23 protein-coding genes are annotated in these 17,677 nt (G+C 56.5%); 6 read left to right on the top strand and 17 right to left on the bottom strand.

Annotation, left to right across the window (positions count from 1 at the left end; genetic code table 11):
• Nucleotides 1–143 precede the first annotated feature (143 nt).
• Nucleotides 144–359 (bottom strand): SlyX family protein, encoded by a 216-nt coding sequence (locus BMX80_RS16210; RefSeq protein WP_071871703.1) that lies wholly within the window; start codon nucleotides 357–359, stop codon nucleotides 144–146.
• A complete protein-coding gene (locus BMX80_RS16205) occupies nucleotides 356–787 on the bottom strand; it encodes an HIT family protein (protein WP_074870457.1) in 432 nt (143 codons plus the stop codon). The genes BMX80_RS16210 and BMX80_RS16205 overlap by 4 nt, the downstream gene beginning before the upstream one ends.
• Nucleotides 788–1,145: 358 nt before the next feature.
• Here BMX80_RS16205 and BMX80_RS16200 point away from each other — a divergent pair, with 358 nt between their 5' ends.
• Nucleotides 1,146–2,453 carry an OprD family porin gene (locus BMX80_RS16200; protein WP_074870455.1) on the top strand — a complete coding sequence of 436 codons (1,308 nt, stop codon included), beginning with the start codon at nucleotides 1,146–1,148 and terminating at the stop codon, nucleotides 2,451–2,453.
• An 81-nt stretch (nucleotides 2,454–2,534) separates the two neighbouring features.
• On the opposite strand, the gene BMX80_RS16195 is transcribed toward BMX80_RS16200, so the two are convergent.
• Together BMX80_RS16195 and BMX80_RS16190 are read right to left on the bottom strand one after the other, a co-directional pair.
• The gene (locus tag BMX80_RS16195; RefSeq protein ID WP_074870453.1) at nucleotides 2,535–3,371 is read right to left on the bottom strand and encodes a CheR family methyltransferase; all 837 of its coding nucleotides are present in this window, start codon (nucleotides 3,369–3,371) and stop codon (nucleotides 2,535–2,537) included.
• A 38-nt stretch (nucleotides 3,372–3,409) separates the two neighbouring features.
• Nucleotides 3,410–4,342 carry a chemotaxis protein CheV gene (locus BMX80_RS16190; RefSeq protein WP_071871707.1) on the bottom strand — a complete coding sequence of 311 codons (933 nt, stop codon included), beginning with the start codon at nucleotides 4,340–4,342 and terminating at the stop codon, nucleotides 3,410–3,412.
• Nucleotides 4,343–4,465: 123 nt separating this feature from the next.
• On the opposite strand from BMX80_RS16190, the gene flgA reads away from it, so the two are divergent.
• The 4 genes from flgA to BMX80_RS16170 all read left to right on the top strand — a co-directional run bounded on the left by flgA (nucleotide 4,466) and on the right by BMX80_RS16170 (nucleotide 6,934).
• Nucleotides 4,466–5,173 (top strand): flagellar basal body P-ring formation chaperone FlgA, encoded by a 708-nt coding sequence (gene flgA / locus BMX80_RS16185; RefSeq protein ID WP_074870451.1) that lies wholly within the window; start codon nucleotides 4,466–4,468, stop codon nucleotides 5,171–5,173.
• A gap of 150 nt (nucleotides 5,174–5,323) precedes the next feature.
• Nucleotides 5,324–5,650 (top strand): flagellar biosynthesis anti-sigma factor FlgM, encoded by a 327-nt coding sequence (gene flgM, locus BMX80_RS16180; RefSeq protein ID WP_074870449.1) that lies wholly within the window; start codon nucleotides 5,324–5,326, stop codon nucleotides 5,648–5,650.
• Between the two features lie 10 nt (nucleotides 5,651–5,660).
• On the top strand, nucleotides 5,661–6,122 hold the full coding sequence (locus BMX80_RS16175) for a flagella synthesis protein FlgN (protein ID WP_074870448.1): 462 nt from the start codon (nucleotides 5,661–5,663) through the stop codon (nucleotides 6,120–6,122).
• Nucleotides 6,123–6,190: 68 nt separating this feature from the next.
• On the top strand, nucleotides 6,191–6,934 hold the full coding sequence (locus BMX80_RS16170) for a flagellar brake protein (protein WP_074870446.1): 744 nt from the start codon (nucleotides 6,191–6,193) through the stop codon (nucleotides 6,932–6,934).
• On the opposite strand, the gene BMX80_RS16165 is transcribed toward BMX80_RS16170, so the two are convergent.
• The 13 genes from BMX80_RS16165 to BMX80_RS16105 form a co-directional block, all read right to left on the bottom strand.
• Nucleotides 6,931–7,707: a TatD family hydrolase gene (locus BMX80_RS16165; RefSeq protein ID WP_074870444.1), complete on the bottom strand. Its 777-nt coding sequence runs from the start codon at nucleotides 7,705–7,707 to the stop codon at nucleotides 6,931–6,933. The genes BMX80_RS16170 and BMX80_RS16165 overlap by 4 nt on opposite strands.
• An 8-nt stretch (nucleotides 7,708–7,715) precedes the next feature.
• Nucleotides 7,716–8,072, bottom strand: a complete 357-nt coding sequence (locus BMX80_RS16160) for a PilZ domain-containing protein (RefSeq protein ID WP_071871713.1) — start codon at nucleotides 8,070–8,072, stop codon at nucleotides 7,716–7,718.
• 69 nt (nucleotides 8,073–8,141) lie between these two features.
• Nucleotides 8,142–9,122 carry a DNA polymerase III subunit delta' gene (locus tag BMX80_RS16155; RefSeq protein WP_074870443.1) on the bottom strand — a complete coding sequence of 327 codons (981 nt, stop codon included), beginning with the start codon at nucleotides 9,120–9,122 and terminating at the stop codon, nucleotides 8,142–8,144.
• Nucleotides 9,119–9,754 (bottom strand): dTMP kinase, encoded by a 636-nt coding sequence (gene tmk / locus BMX80_RS16150; protein ID WP_074870441.1) that lies wholly within the window; start codon nucleotides 9,752–9,754, stop codon nucleotides 9,119–9,121. Before tmk ends, BMX80_RS16155 begins: the two co-directional genes overlap by 4 nt.
• Before the next feature lies 1 nt (nucleotide 9,755).
• A complete protein-coding gene (mltG, locus tag BMX80_RS16145) occupies nucleotides 9,756–10,796 on the bottom strand; it encodes an endolytic transglycosylase MltG (protein WP_074870439.1) in 1,041 nt (346 codons plus the stop codon).
• Nucleotides 10,786–11,616 carry an aminodeoxychorismate lyase gene (gene pabC / locus BMX80_RS16140; protein WP_235821663.1) on the bottom strand — a complete coding sequence of 277 codons (831 nt, stop codon included), beginning with the start codon at nucleotides 11,614–11,616 and terminating at the stop codon, nucleotides 10,786–10,788. Before pabC ends, mltG begins: the two co-directional genes overlap by 11 nt.
• Complete coding sequence (gene fabF / locus BMX80_RS16135) at nucleotides 11,613–12,854, bottom strand: beta-ketoacyl-ACP synthase II (protein WP_071871948.1); 1,242 nt, start codon at nucleotides 12,852–12,854, stop codon at nucleotides 11,613–11,615. Before fabF ends, pabC begins: the two co-directional genes overlap by 4 nt.
• 107 nt (nucleotides 12,855–12,961) lie before the next feature.
• Nucleotides 12,962–13,201 carry an acyl carrier protein gene (acpP, locus tag BMX80_RS16130; RefSeq protein WP_071871718.1) on the bottom strand — a complete coding sequence of 80 codons (240 nt, stop codon included), beginning with the start codon at nucleotides 13,199–13,201 and terminating at the stop codon, nucleotides 12,962–12,964.
• A gap of 198 nt (nucleotides 13,202–13,399) precedes the next feature.
• Nucleotides 13,400–14,143 carry a 3-oxoacyl-ACP reductase FabG gene (gene fabG, locus BMX80_RS16125; RefSeq protein WP_071871719.1) on the bottom strand — a complete coding sequence of 248 codons (744 nt, stop codon included), beginning with the start codon at nucleotides 14,141–14,143 and terminating at the stop codon, nucleotides 13,400–13,402.
• A gap of 12 nt (nucleotides 14,144–14,155) precedes the next feature.
• Nucleotides 14,156–15,097, bottom strand: coding sequence for an ACP S-malonyltransferase (fabD, locus tag BMX80_RS16120; protein WP_074870438.1), 942 nt, complete (start codon nucleotides 15,095–15,097; stop codon nucleotides 14,156–14,158).
• Between the two features lie 107 nt (nucleotides 15,098–15,204).
• Nucleotides 15,205–16,212 carry a phosphate acyltransferase PlsX gene (gene plsX, locus BMX80_RS16115; RefSeq protein WP_074870436.1) on the bottom strand — a complete coding sequence of 336 codons (1,008 nt, stop codon included), beginning with the start codon at nucleotides 16,210–16,212 and terminating at the stop codon, nucleotides 15,205–15,207.
• A gap of 3 nt (nucleotides 16,213–16,215) precedes the next feature.
• The gene (gene rpmF, locus BMX80_RS16110; RefSeq protein ID WP_071871722.1) at nucleotides 16,216–16,398 is read right to left on the bottom strand and encodes a 50S ribosomal protein L32; all 183 of its coding nucleotides are present in this window, start codon (nucleotides 16,396–16,398) and stop codon (nucleotides 16,216–16,218) included.
• Nucleotides 16,399–16,410: 12 nt separating this feature from the next.
• Nucleotides 16,411–16,941: a YceD family protein gene (locus BMX80_RS16105; protein WP_071871723.1), complete on the bottom strand. Its 531-nt coding sequence runs from the start codon at nucleotides 16,939–16,941 to the stop codon at nucleotides 16,411–16,413.
• A gap of 110 nt (nucleotides 16,942–17,051) precedes the next feature.
• Here BMX80_RS16105 and BMX80_RS16100 point away from each other — a divergent pair, with 110 nt between their 5' ends.
• Nucleotides 17,052–17,630, top strand: a complete 579-nt coding sequence (locus BMX80_RS16100; protein ID WP_071871724.1) for a Maf family protein — start codon at nucleotides 17,052–17,054, stop codon at nucleotides 17,628–17,630.
• Nucleotides 17,631–17,677 lie beyond the last annotated feature (47 nt).

Genomic DNA, 17,677 nt, shown 5'->3' with positions numbered 1-17,677 from the left:
AGTCATGCGGGGAATCGAGCTGGTTTTCTGATTTTGCGCTGCGAATCGGCACTGGTGCTGGTGTGAGGCTTAATAAATCAGCGTTTCCCTAGATACCCCATACAGCGCTCACAACGACGCTGCGTGGGGTAGCTACTGCACTATTAATAATGTGGCGGCGGTGGCTCGTCGCCACCTTCTGCCGGCATCTGACTAGCGAGCTCTTTCTGCCGTTGTGCCAATAAGCTAACCGCCTGCTGCAACTGCGAGAGCTGTTGCTGCTGCGAAGCCAGCGCAGCATTTAAGGCATCGATGGTGTCGTCCTGAAACGCCACACGCACTTCCAACTCAGCAATACGCTGCTCTAACGCTTCGCTCACGCTTGATCCTCGAAAAAAACAAAGTCCTGTGTCAGGGTCAAACGCAGCTTCTCACGCACGGCGAGAATCTCCGCAGCTTGATAAGGACGTGGTGCATGCTTGCCCCAAACCGGTGCAGGCCAAGCCGCATCCTCTTTGCGCCGCACAATCACATGCACGTGCAGCTGCGGCACCATGTTGCCCAAGGTGGCGATATTCATTTTGTCGGCGCTGAAGGTGTCTTTGAGCTTTTCCGCAAGGCTGGCAGCCTCTTGCCAAAGCGCCTGCTGGTCGGTGTCATGCAACTGAAACACTTCACTAATACCCTCGCGCCTCGGTACGAGGATAAACCACGGATACTGGGCATCGTTCATCAATAGCAAACGACACAGTGGGAAATCCCCAACTTGCAAACAGTCCAGCTCTAAACGGTGATCAAGTTCAAACATGGCAAACCTCAGCTATTTCGCGCCGCGCATAATATAAGAAGCATAGCCAACCACAAGCACAGCACTGGTGCAGGCAACGCAGCAAAAACCGCGCAAAGCCCCGAAAATCAAGCACCTAAAGTTGGCCCATAGCTTGCTTAACGAACAACAACGCATAGGGCTACAAACCCATTCACATTCAGCCACATACACATAGAGGACAAACATTTTACAGATATGCGACACACTCTACGGATACCAACCAGAACTATCGCCAAGCGCGTTTGCGTGCTATAAGTTACGCGCCGACACAAGAAGAAATAATCATCCCTATTTGCGAAGGGATGACATAACTCCAAAACCTACAGGAGCAACCACAATGCAAATGATCAAGTGGAGCGCTATCGCCGTTGCCGTTGCAGCCGCAACCAGCTCGGTAGCCATGGCCAATCAGGCCGATTCCAAAGGCTTCGTTGAAGACAGCAGCCTGACTGTCCTGAACCGCAACTACTACTTCAACCGCGACTTCCGTGACAAGGCAAACTCTGCCGGCACTGGCGACAACGGCTACCGCGAAGAGTGGGCACACGGCATCATTACCAACTACGAATCTGGCTTTACTCAGGGCACCGTTGGTTTTGGTATCGACGCTCAAGCTTTTGTCGGCTTGAAGCTCGATTCAGGTAAAGGCCGTTACGGCTCCGGCCTGTTGCCGAAGGGCAGCGATGGCAGCGCCCAAGACTCTTATGGCGAAGTACATGGCGCCCTGAAGGTGCGTGTATCTGACACCGTTTTGAAGTGGGGCGAGATGTACACCACTGCCCCAGTGTTTGACACTGGTGACTCGCGTCTGCTGCCTGAAACCGCTACCGGCTTCAACCTGCACAGCAACGAAATCGAAGGCCTTGCTTTGGAAGCTGGTCACTTCACTGCTGGCAACGGCCAAGCAAGCACAAACTCCGACGGCCCGCTGTCGACCAACTACGGCGACAATGAAGCAGCTAACATGGATTTCGTTGGTGGCTTCTACAGCTTCAACGACAACCTGAGCGCTGGCTTGTACGCATCTAAAGCAGAAGACCTGTGGAACCAATACTACGGCAATGTTAACTACAACCTGCCGCTGGCTGATGAGCAAAACCTTAACTTTGACTTCAACATCTATCGCACTACGGATGAAGGCAAAAAGCTGGAAGGCGACATCAGCAACACCACCTTCAGCTTAGCTGCTGCCTACACCATCGGCGCGCACAAGTTTACCTTGGCTCACCAGCGCGTGAACGGCGACACTCCGTTCGATTACATCGGCGGTGACTCCATCTGGCTGAGCAACTCTGTTCAGTACTCCGACTTCAACGCCCCAGAAGAGCGCTCTTACCAGGTTCGCTATGACCTGAACATGGCAGCATTCGGTGTACCGGGCCTGTCTTTCATGACTCGCTACACCACCGGCGACAACATCGACGGCACCAAAGCTGACGCCAGCGGTTCCTATGCAGGCGACTACGGCAAGAACGGCAAGCACTGGGAGCGTGACATCGAGGCCAAGTACGTAGTTCAAGATGGCGCAGCGAAGGATCTTTCCTTCCGCGTTCGCCAAGCCACTCACCGTGCCAACGCGGCACAAGGTGAAGGCGACATCGATGAAGTACGCGTAATCGTCGAATACCCGCTGAGCATTCTGTAATCTCAGCATCGGTATCTGACTGATAAAGAAAACCCCGGCTTGCCGGGGTTTTCTTTTGCTGACGTGTTTTTTTAAAAGACATCACGGCTTGGACTTAGCCTGATACACGATCCCCGGATTGCACTGCACCATCTGATACAGCTCCGGCAAGCCGTTGAGCGCCTCAGAAGCACCCAAGAAAAGATAACCGCCCGGCTTTAAAGTGCCGTGAATCTTGGTGAGAATTTGCTTTTTCACATCTGCTGAAAAGTAGATCAGCACGTTCCGGCAAAACACCAAGTCGAACTTACCCAAGCTCGCATAGCTATCCAGCAGGTTTAATGCCCTGAACTCGACACGCTGCTTAACCGGCGCCTTGACCGCCCAACGTCCCTCTTCACGCTTATCGAAGTAACGCTGCAAGCGATCCTGCGACAAGCCACGGCCGATAGCTAGGCTATCGTACTCCCCCGCTTTGGCAGCGTTCAGCATTGAGCCAGATAAGTCCGTCGCGACAATCTGCACGCCACCACGTAACACGCCAAGATTGGCCTTTTCAAACTCATCAATCGCCATCGATAACGAATAAGGCTCCTGCCCGGACGAGCACGCCGCCGACCAAATACGCAGGCGCATGCCGTTGGCCGCCTTAGCCACCTCGGGCAACAGGCGACTTTTCAGCACCTCAAACGGATAGGTATCGCGAAACCATAAGGTTTCATTGGTGGTCATGGCGTCCACCACCTGCTCGCGCAAACCGCCGCGCGGCATGGACTCAATCTTACGCACCAGCTCGCCCAAGCTTTGCAGGTGATTGTCTTGCATGAGCCGATTCAGGCGACTGGTGACCAAATACTGTTTATTGCTGCCCAGCACAATGCCGCAGCTCTTCTCCAGAAAAGCCCGAAACTGCTCAAAATCAGCGTTGGAGACCGTCACGCGTTAAACACCTTCTGTCATTGGAAAACAAGGGGCCATCAGGCCCCTTCGCTTAAGTTGATGCGCTCAATCACGCGCGAGGCAAGATCATCAGGACGGAACTTCGCCAAGAAGTCATTCGCCCCAACCTTCTTCACCATAGCCTGGTTGAACACGCCCGACAGCGAGGTATGCAAGAGAATATGCAAGCCCTCAAGACGCGGATCAGCACGAATCTCAGCCGTCAGGGTATAGCCATCCATCTCTGGCATTTCGATGTCGGAAACGATCATCAGCAGCTCTTTGCACGGATCTTTACCTTCCGCTAACAGCTCGCGCAGGTAGTTGTAGGCTTGGCGCCCATCATTCAGCGCCACTACTTCCACCCCAATTGTTTCCAAACAGCGCGTTACCTGCTTGCGCGCCACCGAAGAGTCATCACAAATCAGCACGCGCTTGGTGACCGCCTTGGACTGCGCCTCTTGCGTGATCACCCCTTCGGAGATCTGCTCATGGGTTGGCGAAACTTCGGAGAGAATCTTCTCGACGTCGATAATCTCAACCAGCTTTTTATCCACGCGCGTGACCGCTGTTAGGTAGTGATCACGACCGGTACCCTTTGGCGGCGGATGGATTTCTTCCCAATTCATGTTCACGATGCGCTCGACCGAACGCACCAGAAAACCCTGAATTTTCATGTTGTACTCCGTGATAATCACGAAGCTGTCTTTCAGGTTATCCAGCGACTGTTTTCCGGTCGCCATGGACAAATCCATGATCGGAATCGTTCCACCACGAATATTGGCCACCCCGCGCACAACGGGGCTCGACTTCGGCATTACGGTCAAGTTAGGGCATTGCAGCACCTCTTTAACCTTAAACACGTTAATGCCATAGAGCTGCGGGCCATCCAGGCGAAACAGCAGTAACTCCAGTCGGTTCTGGCCAACCAGCTGTGTCCGCTGGTTCACTGAATCCAACACACCGGCCATAGGGGGCTCCTGTGGTTTTAAGGGCACCTGCCGCTAGCTTAGTTCAGTTAACGGCACGTGCTTTGCTTTTTTTACATTGTAGGCCGCTTTTCGACAGTCTTTTGGCGGCAAGGAAAAAGCCTTATGCAACGACTGCTTGTTCTATTAAGCCTGACATTCTTGAGCGCAACGTACACCAGCGCTGCAAGCCTATCCGAGCAAATTATCGGCAGCGCCGAGCGCTTTCTTGAGCAACTAGTGCAGGACTATTTAGACAACAGTCAAATTACCGGCCGCACCAGCATTCCGCCCTTACGCCTTGATCCGCGTTTGCGCCTCCCCACCTGTGACAAACCCTTGGCGATTAGCCAAGAGAGCCAAGGCGAGCCCATTGGTCGCGTAACCTTAGGCGTACGCTGCAGCGGCAGCAGCCCGTGGCGAATTTTTATTCCCGCCGAAGTGCGCCTATATCGCGACGTAGTGGTCATGCGTCGCCCCATGGCGCGCAAAAGCAAGCTCGCCGCTGATGACTTAAGCCTGCGTGAAGAAGACGTCAGCCAATTGCGGCAAACCTATCTGACCGACATCAGCCAAGCGACTGGGCAAACCCTTAAGCGCGGCGTCGCCAGCGGCGATATTCTGACCAGCAATCTATTGCAGCCCAGCAGCCTCATTAAACGCGGTGATCGCGTGGTGATTGTCGCGCGCAGCGGCGACTTTTTCGTCAAGATGCAAGGCGAGGCCCTCAGCGACGGTGCTAAGGGCCAGCAAATCCGTATCCGCAATATCACCTCTGATCGCGTGATACGCGCACGCGTCGTCGGACCAAGTGAGGTGGAAGTGGCCCTCTAGGCACGCTTCTTGTATTGTTGACGTTAATAACAGCGCGCTTTGCGCTTTTGCCAAGTTAATGACGCTTTTCACATTTTTGGCCTAAAGTTTTCTTCAGTAGTGCCGATCTAGTAGGCAGTCAGACTTAAAACGCTTCGAGGCACACGCGCCATGGTTATCGATTTCAATCGCCTCAATACAGGCAACAGCAGCAACAACACGGTGAACAAGCCGTCTGTTGCGCAAAACCAGCCCCCGAGCAGCGGCACCGGCGCAGCACCAGAAGCCGCGCCCAACAAACCCGCCGGCAGTGGGGAATCCGTGCAACTTAGTCAGCAGGCTCAAGCCTTGAAACAGGCAGAATCTCGCTTAAACGACCTGCCAAGCGTCGACAAAGAACGTGTCGAGCGCCTGAAAGCCGCCATCGCTGACGGCAGCTACAGTGTCGACGCTAAGCGCGTCGCGCAAAAGCTGGCTGCCTTCGAAACCCAACGCTAAGGGCCAAGCCATGCACGCCGAGCTGTTTGAGAGCCTGCAACACGATCGCCAGCACGCCGACGAGCTGCACGCGCTGCTACTGCGCGAACAGCAAGCCCTGCGCGACCGTCAGCTCAGCACCTTGCAAGAAGAGCTTGGCCGTAAACAGTTTCTGCTTAGCCTGCTGGAAAGCGGCAGTCGTACACGCACTCAGCTGCTTCAACAACTCGGCCTTCCCGCCACGCTCAACAGCCTAAAAAAAGTCGCCCAAGACGCACCGAATGGCGAGCAGCTGTTAGAAGCCGCGCACGAGGTCGATACTCGTCTTCGCGAGTGCCGCGACGCCAACGAACTGAACGGCCGCCTGATGCGCGCCAGCCAGAATAGCGTCAACCAATTGCTCAGCGTATTACGCGGGCAAGAAAAGCCGCTGTATAACCGCTACGGCAGCAATGCCAGCGGTAATAATCCGCGCCCCCTATCAAGCGCCTGACTGGCGTTAGTCGGCACTCTGCCACTATGCTTGGATAGCCACCCACACGGTCAGGAGTTTTAAGGCCCGTGCCCAATCCCTTTGCCATTGATGATGATCCACAGCAACCGCGACTACTGAGCAGTCTCGGCGAGATCGTCGCCAACCTTCGCACGCTGATGGATAGCCATGATCCGCTGATCGTGCGCTTTGCAGAACGCAATCGGAAATTTCAAAGCTACGTGGTAGCCGTCGACAAAGACGCACAGCGTTTCGCTTTGGATGAGTTTATTCCCAACGATGGCGACAAGCTGATGCAAGCCGGCGAAGCTTTCTCGGTTGAGGCCTTTCATGACGGCGTGCGCATTACCTGGAGCTGCGAAAAAGGCCAAGCCAAGCAAGAAAAAATGGGCGGTGCGCCCTGTTTTTGGCTACCCCTGCCAACCCAGATTACTTACCACCAACGCCGCGCAGCTTTTCGGGTCAGCTTAAAGCACAGCCAGAAAGTACCGCTGCGCGTTACCGATGTGAGCCATAACGTTCAGGCCACTGGGCTACTGATGGACATCTCGGCAACCGGTTGCCGCTGCTTATTCAAGGGCGATCTCACCGGCAAACTACACCCCGGCGAGCGTTATGATCAGCTGACCATTGCGATGGATAACACCCGGGTTAATTGCCAAGCAGAGATACGCCACGTAGCCCATGACAGCGCCCGCAACTTAAGCGTTGTCGGCTTGCGTTTTGTTGAGCTGAACGGCTTAGACCAACGCGCTATCGAGCGTTTTGTTTATCAGCAGCAGCGCGAAGCACGCCGTACCGAAACCGACTAGCGCGCCAGCGGGAATAAGCACTCGAAGTTTTGGGTAGTCTGCTCCGCGAGCGCTTCCAAGCTCACGCCACGCAACTCGGCGATAAACTCTGCCACATCGCGTACAAACTGCGGCTCGTTACTCTTGCCGCGATGCGGCACGGGGGCGAGATAGGGCGAGTCTGTTTCTACCAGCAGGCGATCTGCAGGGACTTTTCTCGCCACATCGCGCAGTGCCTCGGCATTACGGAACGTCACAATGCCCGACAACGAGATGTAATAGCCCATATCCAAGGCTGCCTCGGCCATGGGCCAATCTTCGGTGAAGCAGTGCAACACGCCGGCATTGGGCAAGCCCGCCTCACGCAGCTGCGTCAAAGTATCTTCTTTCGCCGCACGCGTATGGATAACCACCGGCTTGCCGGTTTGCTTAGCCGCCTCTAAATGCAAGGCAAAAGCTCGCTGCTGCAGCGGCGCCGAATCTGGCTGATAGTGATAGTCGAGGCCAGTCTCGCCAATCGCCACGACTCGTGGGTCGTTAAGCTCGGTGAGTAGCCAGTCCAGATCGGGCTCTTTGCCCTCTTGCAAGTCCAGCGGATGCACGCCAACGCTGGCAAACACATCGGCGTATTGATGAGCTAACTGCTTAACCGCCTGCGCGTTATCCGCGCTCACACCAATACACAGAAAACGACTCACCCCGCGCGCGCGCGCAGCGTCTAAGGCCGCGGACAAGTCGCCGCCGTACGGCGCAAGATCAAGCCGATCGAGATGACAGTGGGAATCTACCAACATGACAGCAATTACATCGTATGGGTGGGACGATCCGACTTCAGCGCGCCGGCCAGGTAGGTTTCGATCTTATTGCGAGCGGTGGGGTCACCTTCATTGAACTGCACGCCGATACCGGCAGCACGGTTGCCCTGCGCACCTTTGGGGGTGATCCAGATGACCTTGCCGGCTACCGGAATTTTCTCTGGCTCGTCCATTAAGTTCAGCAGCATGAACACTTCATCACCCAACTTGTAGCTTTTCGCCGTGGGAATAAACAGCCCGCCGTGCTTAACAAACGGCATGTAGGCGGCATACAGCACGGATTTGTCTTTGATGGTGAGCGACAAAATTCCGTTACGCGGGCCAAGATTGGGCGGCAGACTCATAGGCAATCCAAAACCATTAGTTACGCGTTATGAAGTTACCTGAAATAACTTCAGCATCCTTTAGGCATTCTAGCCTTTTGCCGCCAAGCTTGCCCACCGCAACAACAGGGCTTCGAGAAGCAGCACACGATTGAGATTAGCCTTACCCAGCACCTTTTGACGCTGTTCGAGCAACCATTGCTGCAGCGTTAGCACATCCTGTTGCGAGCTACGCTGCGCCAGATAGCCCAGCACTTTGTGCATTTCTGGCTCGAGTGCCTCGTCGCTAACCCCGGCCAATTGCTGACGCACTATGGCTTGGCTCCAGGCAAAAAACCAATCGAACACGCGGGCCAAGTCGAGCTTATTCCAGCTCTCAGCCAGCTGACTGGCGGTTTGCTGATTTTTCAGCAAAGCCTTCACGCCCTCCACCACGGCACTGCGCTGGGCTAAACCGTCTGCTTGGAGCAGGGTTTGCGCCAACAGCGGCGAACCGCCAGCCCAGTGCAGCGCCTGAGCGCACAGGGCTGGGTCTTGCTCAGGCACTTGCTCGCTTAACCACTGCAAGCTTTGTGCGCTGCTGGGGTGCGGGCACGCCTGCTGCAAGCAGCGACTGCGAATGGTCGGCAACAAACGGCTCGGCGCGTCGCTGAGCAACACCAACACCGTATTACCGGATGGCTCTTCAAGGCTCTTGAGTAGCGCATTGGCGGCGTTAAGGTTCATCGCTTCTGCCGGCGCCAGCAAAACCACCTTACGCCCGCCTAACTGCGCGGTTTGCGCGACGAAATCCACCAGCGCACGTACTTGGTCAATTTTGATTGGTTTATCCGCTTCCTCCGGCAGTACGCGCTGCAAATCGGGATGCGTGCCCGCCTGGCGCAGCAAACAGGCTTTGCACGTCTCACAGGCCTGGCCACCCTCAGGGCGCTGGCATAACAGCAGCGCCACAAAGGTTTCGGCAAAAGCACGCTTGCCCGTACCGCCCTGCCCATACAGCAAATAGGCATGCGCATGCTGAACACGCTGACTGAGCTGCTGCCACAGGCCTTGCTGCCACGGATAAATCATCGCGCAGCCACCTTGGCGAGAATTTCTGGCAGTAAATCACGCACCGCTTGCTGCACCTGCTCTAGCGTTTGACTGGCATCTAGCAAACGGTAACGCTCGGGGCTGGCCTTGGCTTGGGCTAAATAGCCCTGGCGTACCCGCTGGAAAAACACCTGCGCTTCTTGCTCAAACCGATCCAAACGGCCACGCGCCGCAGCACGTTGCATACCAACCTCGATCGGCAGGTCGAACAACAGCGTCATATCCGGGCGTAAATCGCCCTGCACAAACTGCTCAAGCGCGGCGATACGCGTTTCGGGCAAGCCACGGCCAGCGCCCTGATAGGCGTAGGTGGCGTCGGTAAAGCGATCACACAGCACCACGGCCCCACGGGCTAACGCCGGCTTGATCACCTGCGCAATGTGCTGCGCACGGCCAGCGAAGACCAAGAGCAACTCGGCATCCACAGCCATCGGCTCTTCGCGCGGGGTTAGCAGCAACTGGCGGATTTCTTCTGCCAGCGGTGTGCCGCCCGGCTCGCGACTGAGCACTACCTCTAGCCCGGCAGCACGCAGACCTTCGGCTAACACCTCACGGTTAGTGGTTTTACCAGCCCCTTCGGGGCCTTCTAGGGTAATGAACAGGCCGGGCATGTTAGTTCCTAGGCGCGGGGCTTGAGCGGTAGTCCGCACGGCGTTTGAGCTGGTATTGGCGCACGGCACGGTTGTGCTCGGCCAAGGTATTAGAAAACTGGTGGCTGCCATCGCCCTTGGCGACAAAGTACAAACTCTTTCCTGCCGCAGGTTTTAGCGCCGCCTCAATGGCAGCTCGCCCCGGCATGGCAATCGGCGTGGGTGGCAGACCACTGATCACATAGGTGTTGTACGGTGTTGGGCGGCGTAAATCGGCGCGCGTAATGCGACCTTGATAACGCTCGCCCATGCCGTAGATAACCGTCGGGTCAGTTTGCAGCAGCATGCCTTTTTGCAGGCGCCGCACGAACACACCGGCAATTTCTTCACGCTCGTCGGCCACCCCGGTTTCGCGCTCGATGATCGAGGCCATGATCAAGGCTTGATAAGGCTCTTTATACGGCAGACCTGGAGCACGCTCGGCCCAAGCGCTCTCCAGCGTTTTAGCTTGTGCCTGATAGGCTTGGCGCAAAAGCTCACTGGCTTTGATGCCATAGGTGTACGTGTAGGTATCGGGGGCAAAGCGGCCCTCAGGGTGCTGCCCGGCAAAGCCTAGCTGCGCCATGACCTCGGCATCGCTGAACTCAGCCAAATCATTGTCGAGCTTTTCTGCCTGACTGAGGCTCTCGCGCCACTGCGCAAAGGTGCGCCCTTCGACTAACGTCAGCCGATACTGGATGACTTCGCCCGAACGCAAATACGCCAGCAGCTCATAAGCTGTCATTTCAGGCGTGATGGCGTATTCGCCTTGATGCAAGCGCGGATCTTGCCAACGCCAGCGCCAGAACAGCCCCAGCCAGCGCGCGCCATGCAACGTGCCTTGTTGTTCCAAGTTATGCAGCACACGTGTTGGGCTATCGCCAGCGCGTACTAAGACGCTGCCTGCGGCTGTCACCTGCAATGGCTGCTGCAATAACCAACGACCCGCTAACAACGCGGCTAACGCCATAACAACCAACAGCAACACGGCTGCTATAAGAATTTTTAGCGCTTTACGCTTCACACGACCCGACCATTAACCCCTGAGCAAGAGCTTGGATTTTACGGGTCACAGGCCCAACTGGCCATGTTCGATCGCACAGCGCGCGCACCGGCCAAACGCCGTACAGGCTGTTGCAGCAAAACACTTCGTCGGCTGCCAACAATTGCGCCCGACTCACCGTCGCCACCTGCACGGCGAAACCTTGTTGAGCAGCAGCTTGCAGCAACGCAGCACGCATCACCCCGGCCACACCTGACTGCGACAAATCCGGTGTAATCAGACTGCCCTGCTGAACGATAAACAGGTTACTGAACACCCCTTCGATGACATCACCTTGCTCATCACAGAGCAAGCCTTCGGCATACGCAGGATCATCCCACTCACTGCGCGCCAACACCTGCTCAAGACGATTTAAATGCTTCAGCCCGGCCAACAAGGGCTGACGCGCCAAGCGAGTTTGGCAATCAAACAGGGCAATACCCTGCTCGGCATTCTGTGCGGGATAAGCCGGCAGCGCAGCAGTCTGCACAATGCGCCGCACCATCGCAGCTTGAGGCATGGCATAACCGCGCAAGCCATCGCCACGAGTGATGATCAGCTTCAACACACCTTCACCTAGGAGGCGTGCATGACCAAGCAACTCAGTGATGATGAGCTCAATGTCAGCGGCTAAGCGCAAGCGCTGACAGCCCTCGGTTAAGCGCTGGCGATGAAACGACAACAGGGGCATCTGCCCCTGTTGTACGCGAATGGTTTCAAACAGCCCGTCGCCATAAGCCAAGCCGCGGTCTTGTACCGGCAGCGTGGCAATGGCTTGACCATCAACCCATATCGCCGTCACGCAAACCGCCGGAACACCAGGGTGCCGTTGGTGCCGCCAAAACCGAAGGAGTTGGACAGTGCCACCTCAATCGCGCGCGACTGCGCGGTGTGCGCCACTAAGTTCAGGTCGCAACCTTCGCTGGGGTTATCCAGATTGATAGTTGGTGGCGCCACTTGGTCGCGCAGTGCCAAGACGCTGAACACCGCCTCTACCGCACCCGCTGCGCCGAGCAAATGCCCGGTCATGGATTTGGTCGAACTCATCGCCAGCTGATAAGCATGATCGCCGAACACCGACTTTACCGCGCCAATTTCAGCGATATCGCCCGCAGGCGTCGACGTGCCATGGGCATTGATATAGCCCACTTCCTGCGGATTAACGCCGGCGTCTTTCAGTGCATTGGCCATGCAGCGCGCCGCGCCCTCGCCGTTTTCTGGCGGCGCGGTCATGTGGTAGGCATCACCGCTCATACCAAAGCCTATCAGCTCGGCATAAATGGTCGCGCCGCGGGCTTTGGCATGTTCTAACTCTTCCAGCACTAAAGCGCCGGCGCCGTCAGACAGCACGAAGCCATCGCGGTCTTTATCCCACGGACGGCTCGCTTTAGTGGGCTCGTCGTTACGGGTCGACAAAGCACGCGCGGCGCCAAAGCCACCCAGCCCTAAGCCCGTGGTGGCCATTTCCGCGCCGCCAGCCAGCATCACATCGGCTTCGCCATAGGCGATATTGCGTGCCGCCATGCCAATGCAGTGGGTGCCGGTGGTGCACGCCGTGGTAATGGCATAGTTGGGGCCTTTTAAACCCAGTTGAATCGACAAAAAGCCCGACACCATATTGATGATCGAACCCGGCACGAAGAACGGCGAAATTTTCCGCGGCCCAGACTGGCTGAGCGCGTCGCAGTTCTTCTCAATATTGGTCAGACCGCCGATGCCTGAACCCATGGCCACACCAATGCGCTCAGCATTGGCCTCGGTCACTTCCAGCCCGGACTGCTGAAAGGCTTGCAAACAAGCAATCAGGCCGTACTGGATAAACAAATCTTGTTTGCGGGCCTCTTTCGCGGAGAGGTACTGCTCCACATCAAGGCCCCGTACAGAGCCACCGAAACGGGTAGCAAAGGCACTGACATCCATATGTTCGATTGCCGCGATGCCGCTGCGCCCAGCCAAAATACCTGCCCAGCTGGCAGCCACATCGTTGCCCAACGGACTGAGCATACCCATGCCCGTCACGACTACTCTTCTGCGCGCCACAATCATTCCTCACGCCTATCCGTTACATCCAACTCAACTGGCAGCCGCAATAAAAAGGCCGCACGCCCGAAGACAGTGCGGCCTTTTTGGCTGCGCAGAACGCTCGCTTACTTGGCCTGGTGGGCCAGAACGTAATCGATAGCTTCCTGAACAGTGGTGATCTTCTCGGCGTCTTCGTCCGGGATTTCGGTCTCGAATTCCTCTTCCAGGGCCATCACCAGCTCAACGGTGTCAAGCGAGTCAGCGCCGAGGTCCTCGACGAAGGAAGCAGCATTGGTTACTTCTTCTTCTTTAACGCCCAGTTGCTCAGCAACGATTTTCTTGACGCGTTCTTCGATGGTGCTCATAAGGTATTTTCACTCCTAGGTACGGAATTCGTGCAGCCACGCTGCGAGTAAGTTTATAAAAACAATTTTCAGCTTTTCAAGCTGGCCGCCGAAACCCGGATAATGCCATATTTACAGAATATGTCAGCAAGCATCCGGCGAATTCTACGGCGATCCTAATGTGCCATTGTGACAACGCCCTTACAGGCAAAGTCACAATTAGCTCATATACATGCCACCATTGACCGGAATCGTTGCCCCAGTCACGTAGGCTGCGCCGTCGGAAGCCAAGAACGCCACCACTTTGGCAATCTCTTCAGCTTCACCCAAACGACCCAACGGAATCTGCCCCAACATGGCCTCGCGCTGCGCATCGCTCAGCTCTTTAGTCATGTCGGTATCAATAAAGCCCGGCGCTACGGCGTTCACCGTAATAGCGCGCGAACCCACCTCACGCGCCAAGGCGCGGGTAAAGCCCTCAAGACCAGCTTTGGCTGCTGCGTAGTTACACTGCCCGGCATTACCCATGGCGCCCACTACCGAGCCAATGCTGATGATGCGCCCCCAGCGGGCCTTGGTCATGCCACGCAGCATGGCCTTACTCATGCGGTACAGACTGTTGAGGTTGGTGTTGATCACGTCAAACCACTCATCGTCTTTCATCCGCATCATTAGATTATCGCGGGTAATGCCGGCGTTATTGACCAAGATCAGCGGCTGGCCCAAATGCTCTTGCACGTGCTTAAGAGTCTCCGCTACCGACGCATCATCCGCCACGTTCAGGCACAGACCAGCGCCTTCGATGCCGGCCGCTTTCAGGTATTCGGCGATCTGCTCTGCACCACGATCGGTAGTAGCAGTGCCGATAACCACGGCGCCGTGGCTACCCAACTCCAGCGCGATGGCGCGCCCGATACCGCGACTAGCGCCAGTGACCAGCGCTACCTTGCCTTGCAAACTCATCGTTTTGTCCTCTTAGAGTGCGGCGAGCGCAGCTAGCGCTTGCGCAAATGCATCCGGGGTATCGGTGCTGTAGCCGTTAATGCCTTTCACACAGCGCTTGTTCAAGCCGCCCAGCACCTTGCCTGGGCCACACTCCACCAAGTGCTCGGTACCCGCGGCATGCAGCGCTTGCACAGACTCAACCCAGCGCACTGGGCTATACAGCTGCGCAATCAAATCGGCACGCAGTGATTCAAGATTACCAGCCACCTGCGCACTGACGTTTTGCACCAAAGGAATAGCCGGCGCCGACCAATCGGCCGCGGCCAAATCGGCAGCAAATTGTTCTGCCGCCGGACGCATCAGGGCGCAATGCGACGGCACACTCACCGGCAGCGGCATGGCGCGCTTAGCACCACGTGCTTTACAAGCTTCAACTGCACGGGCCACGGCTTCAGCACTACCAGCAATAACGACTTGGCCGGGGGCATTAAAGTTTACCGGGGCAATCACATCACCTTGCGCGGCTTCTTCACAGGCGGCGCGCACATCGGCGTCTTCCAAACCCAGAATCGCCGCCATGCCGCCTTGACCAGCCGGCACAGCCTGCTGCATTAACTGACCACGACGCTGCACCAAGCGCACGGCCTGCGCAAAAGGCAGCGCCTCGGCAGCGACCAACGCGGAATACTCACCCAAGCTGTGGCCTGCCACCTGGGCAGGTTTAGCACCACCTTGGGCCTGCCACAAACGCCACAGCGCAATCGAGGCGGTGAGAATCGCCGGTTGCGTGGTGTCGGTTTGATTGAGTTTGGTTTCGTCGCCTTGGGTGACTGACCAGAGGTCATAACCCAGCGCCTCGGAGGCCTCGGCGAAGGTTTGTTGAATAAGCGGCTGCGCCTCGGCGTGCTCAGCCAACATACCCAGAGCCTGAGAACCCTGCCCGGGGAATACGAAAGCAATGGAGGAAGTCATGCTGCTTTCCCTGTCTGATTAATCGATAGCCTGAAGCGCGCTTCAGAGCTTAAAACTGACTGTTGGATGAAAACTCCGTCGCCAAGGTCACACGCAAGGCACGAAGATTACAACAGCAAGTCTCCCAAATGACCGTGGAGCTTTTGTGGCAGGTTCTCCGCCACCGCCTGTTTGGCGCGCCGTATGGCGCTTAAAAACGCCTGCTGATCAGCACTGCCATGGCTTTTAATCACCACACCGGGCAAGCCCAAAAAGCTCGCACCATTATGCGTGGCAGGCGACAGCTCATCCTGCAAACGCTTGAGCAGCGGCAAGGCTATGCCACCGACCAAACGCCCAGTGAGCGACTCTTGAAACACGCGCCGAATGCGCTCGGTAATTAACTGCGCCAAGCCTTCGCTGGACTTGAGCAGCACATTGCCGACAAAACCATCGCACACCACCACATCGGCCTCGCCACGAAACACCGCATCGCCTTCAATAAAGCCGATGTAATTCAGATGCTCGGCTTGCTCCAGCAAACTGGCGGCAAATTTGACCTGCTGATTGCCCTTGATCGCCTCGCTGCCAATATTCAGCAGCGCCACACGCGGATTAGCCACACCCATGCTGGCCGCCGCCAACGAACCCATCACAGCGAACTGATACAGGTGTTCGGCACTGCAATCGACATTGGCGCCCAAATCAAGCAAATGGCATTCATCCTGCTGCGTGGGGATCGCCGTCATCATCGCCGGTCGATCGACCCCGGGTAGGGTTTTCAGCGTGAAGCGCGCCAAGGCCATTAAAGCCCCGGTATTGCCCGCACTGACACAGCCTTGCACACGCTGGTCACGCAGCAGCTCCAGAGCAATGCGCATCGATGAATCGGGCTTGCCGCGCAGCGCGCTGCTGGGCTTCTCGGCCATGCTGATCACTTCGCTGGCGTGCTCAACGTGCAGGCGCGCGCGATCCCAGCCGGAATGCTGAGTTAACAGATCTGAAAGCAGTGAGGCATCGCCAACCAAGGTGAGGGTTAGCGAACTGTCTTCAGCCAGAGCGGCTAGACAGGCGGGAATAAGCAAGTGGGGACCGAAGTCCCCACTCATTGCATCGATCGCGATATGCGCGCTCAAGGATTACTCTTCAGTACCCTTGTCGATGACTTTACGGCCACGGTAAACGCCTTCCGGGCTTACGTGGTGACGCAGGTGTACTTCACCAGTGCTCTTTTCTACCGACAGAGCGCTGGAAGTCAGGGCATCGTGCGAACGACGCATGTCACGTGCAGAACGAGACTTTTTGTTCTGTTGAACAGCCATAATTAAAAACTCCTAAGCGTTGGGGTCACGTTTCAACTGCGCCAGTACGTCGAACGGGTTGGACCGCTTAACCTCGTTCTCGCGCGGCTCAGGCGCGGTTGCAAAACCCGCCGGATGCTGGCATTTGTCGCTGTCGTGCATAGGCACAATGGGCAGTGCCAGAATCAACTCATCTTCAACCAATTCGGCCAAGACAAGCGGTTCTTCACCCAGCTCCAGCGCATCATAATCCTTGGGCAGTGCCTTACCCTGCTCTTCTGACCACACTATGGCGTAGTGGCAATCAGCTTCGACAGGGAGCGTCACTGGCTCCAAACAACGTTGACAGTGCATCTTTGCCTGCACGGTGAAGTGGCCTTGCACAACAATGAAGTTCTGCTCGTCCCGATCAAACACCAGACGCACCTGTACCTCCCCGACATTGTCAACCAGCGCACTGGTCAAACGTGTCATGGGAGCCAGCGGCAGGCTGCCCTCAACGACTGCGCCGCGATCGGCGAGTTTGCGAGGATCAACCTGGGAAGGAATAGGCCCGGTCAACATAAGCGCGCGATTCTAGGGATGCGGGGGGCGTGTGTCAAAGAAAATCCGCCGTATTGTGCTGACATTTCAGACGCTTAGAATCAGCGACTGGTACAAATAGGAAATAAGCCATGCTGCCTTTATTACTGGCATCTTCATCACCCTATCGCCGAGCGCTGCTTGAGCGCTTGCACTTGCCTTTTAGCTGCGCCTCGCCGGATATCGATGAAAGCGCACACGCTAATGAAACGCCAGAGGCACTGTGCCGGCGCCTGGCTATCAGCAAGGCGCAGGCCTTGGCCGACAGCCATCCACAGCATTTAATCATTGGTTCTGACCAAGTTGCGGTACTCAACGGCCGCGTACTGGGCAAGCCCCACACCGCTGCCAACGCGTGTCGGCAGCTGGCGGACTGCTCAGGGCAAACCGTGCAGTTTTTAACCAGCCTGTGCTTATTAAATAGTGCTAGCGGCAACTACCAGTGCGACGTGGTGCCGTTCAGCGTGCAATTTCGCCAACTGAACCAGGCCGAGATAGAGCGTTACGTAGCACTGGAACAACCGCTGGACTGCGCCGGCAGCTTTAAGGTGGAAGGCTTAGGCATTAGCTTGTTTGCAAGCACCCACGGTGAAGACCAAAACAGCTTGATCGGCTTGCCGCTGATTGCCCTGTGCCGCATGTTGCGCGAAGCGGGCTGGCAGATTCCTTAAGAAGACGCCGCGCCGCTCGGCATCTTCTCTGCTTATTTATAGGTAAC

The sequence above is a fragment of the Atopomonas hussainii genome (assembly GCF_900109735.1).
Taxonomy (GTDB): Bacteria; Pseudomonadota; Gammaproteobacteria; order Pseudomonadales; family Pseudomonadaceae; genus Atopomonas; species Atopomonas hussainii.
This window is presented reverse-complemented; position numbering and strand designations above follow the sequence as displayed.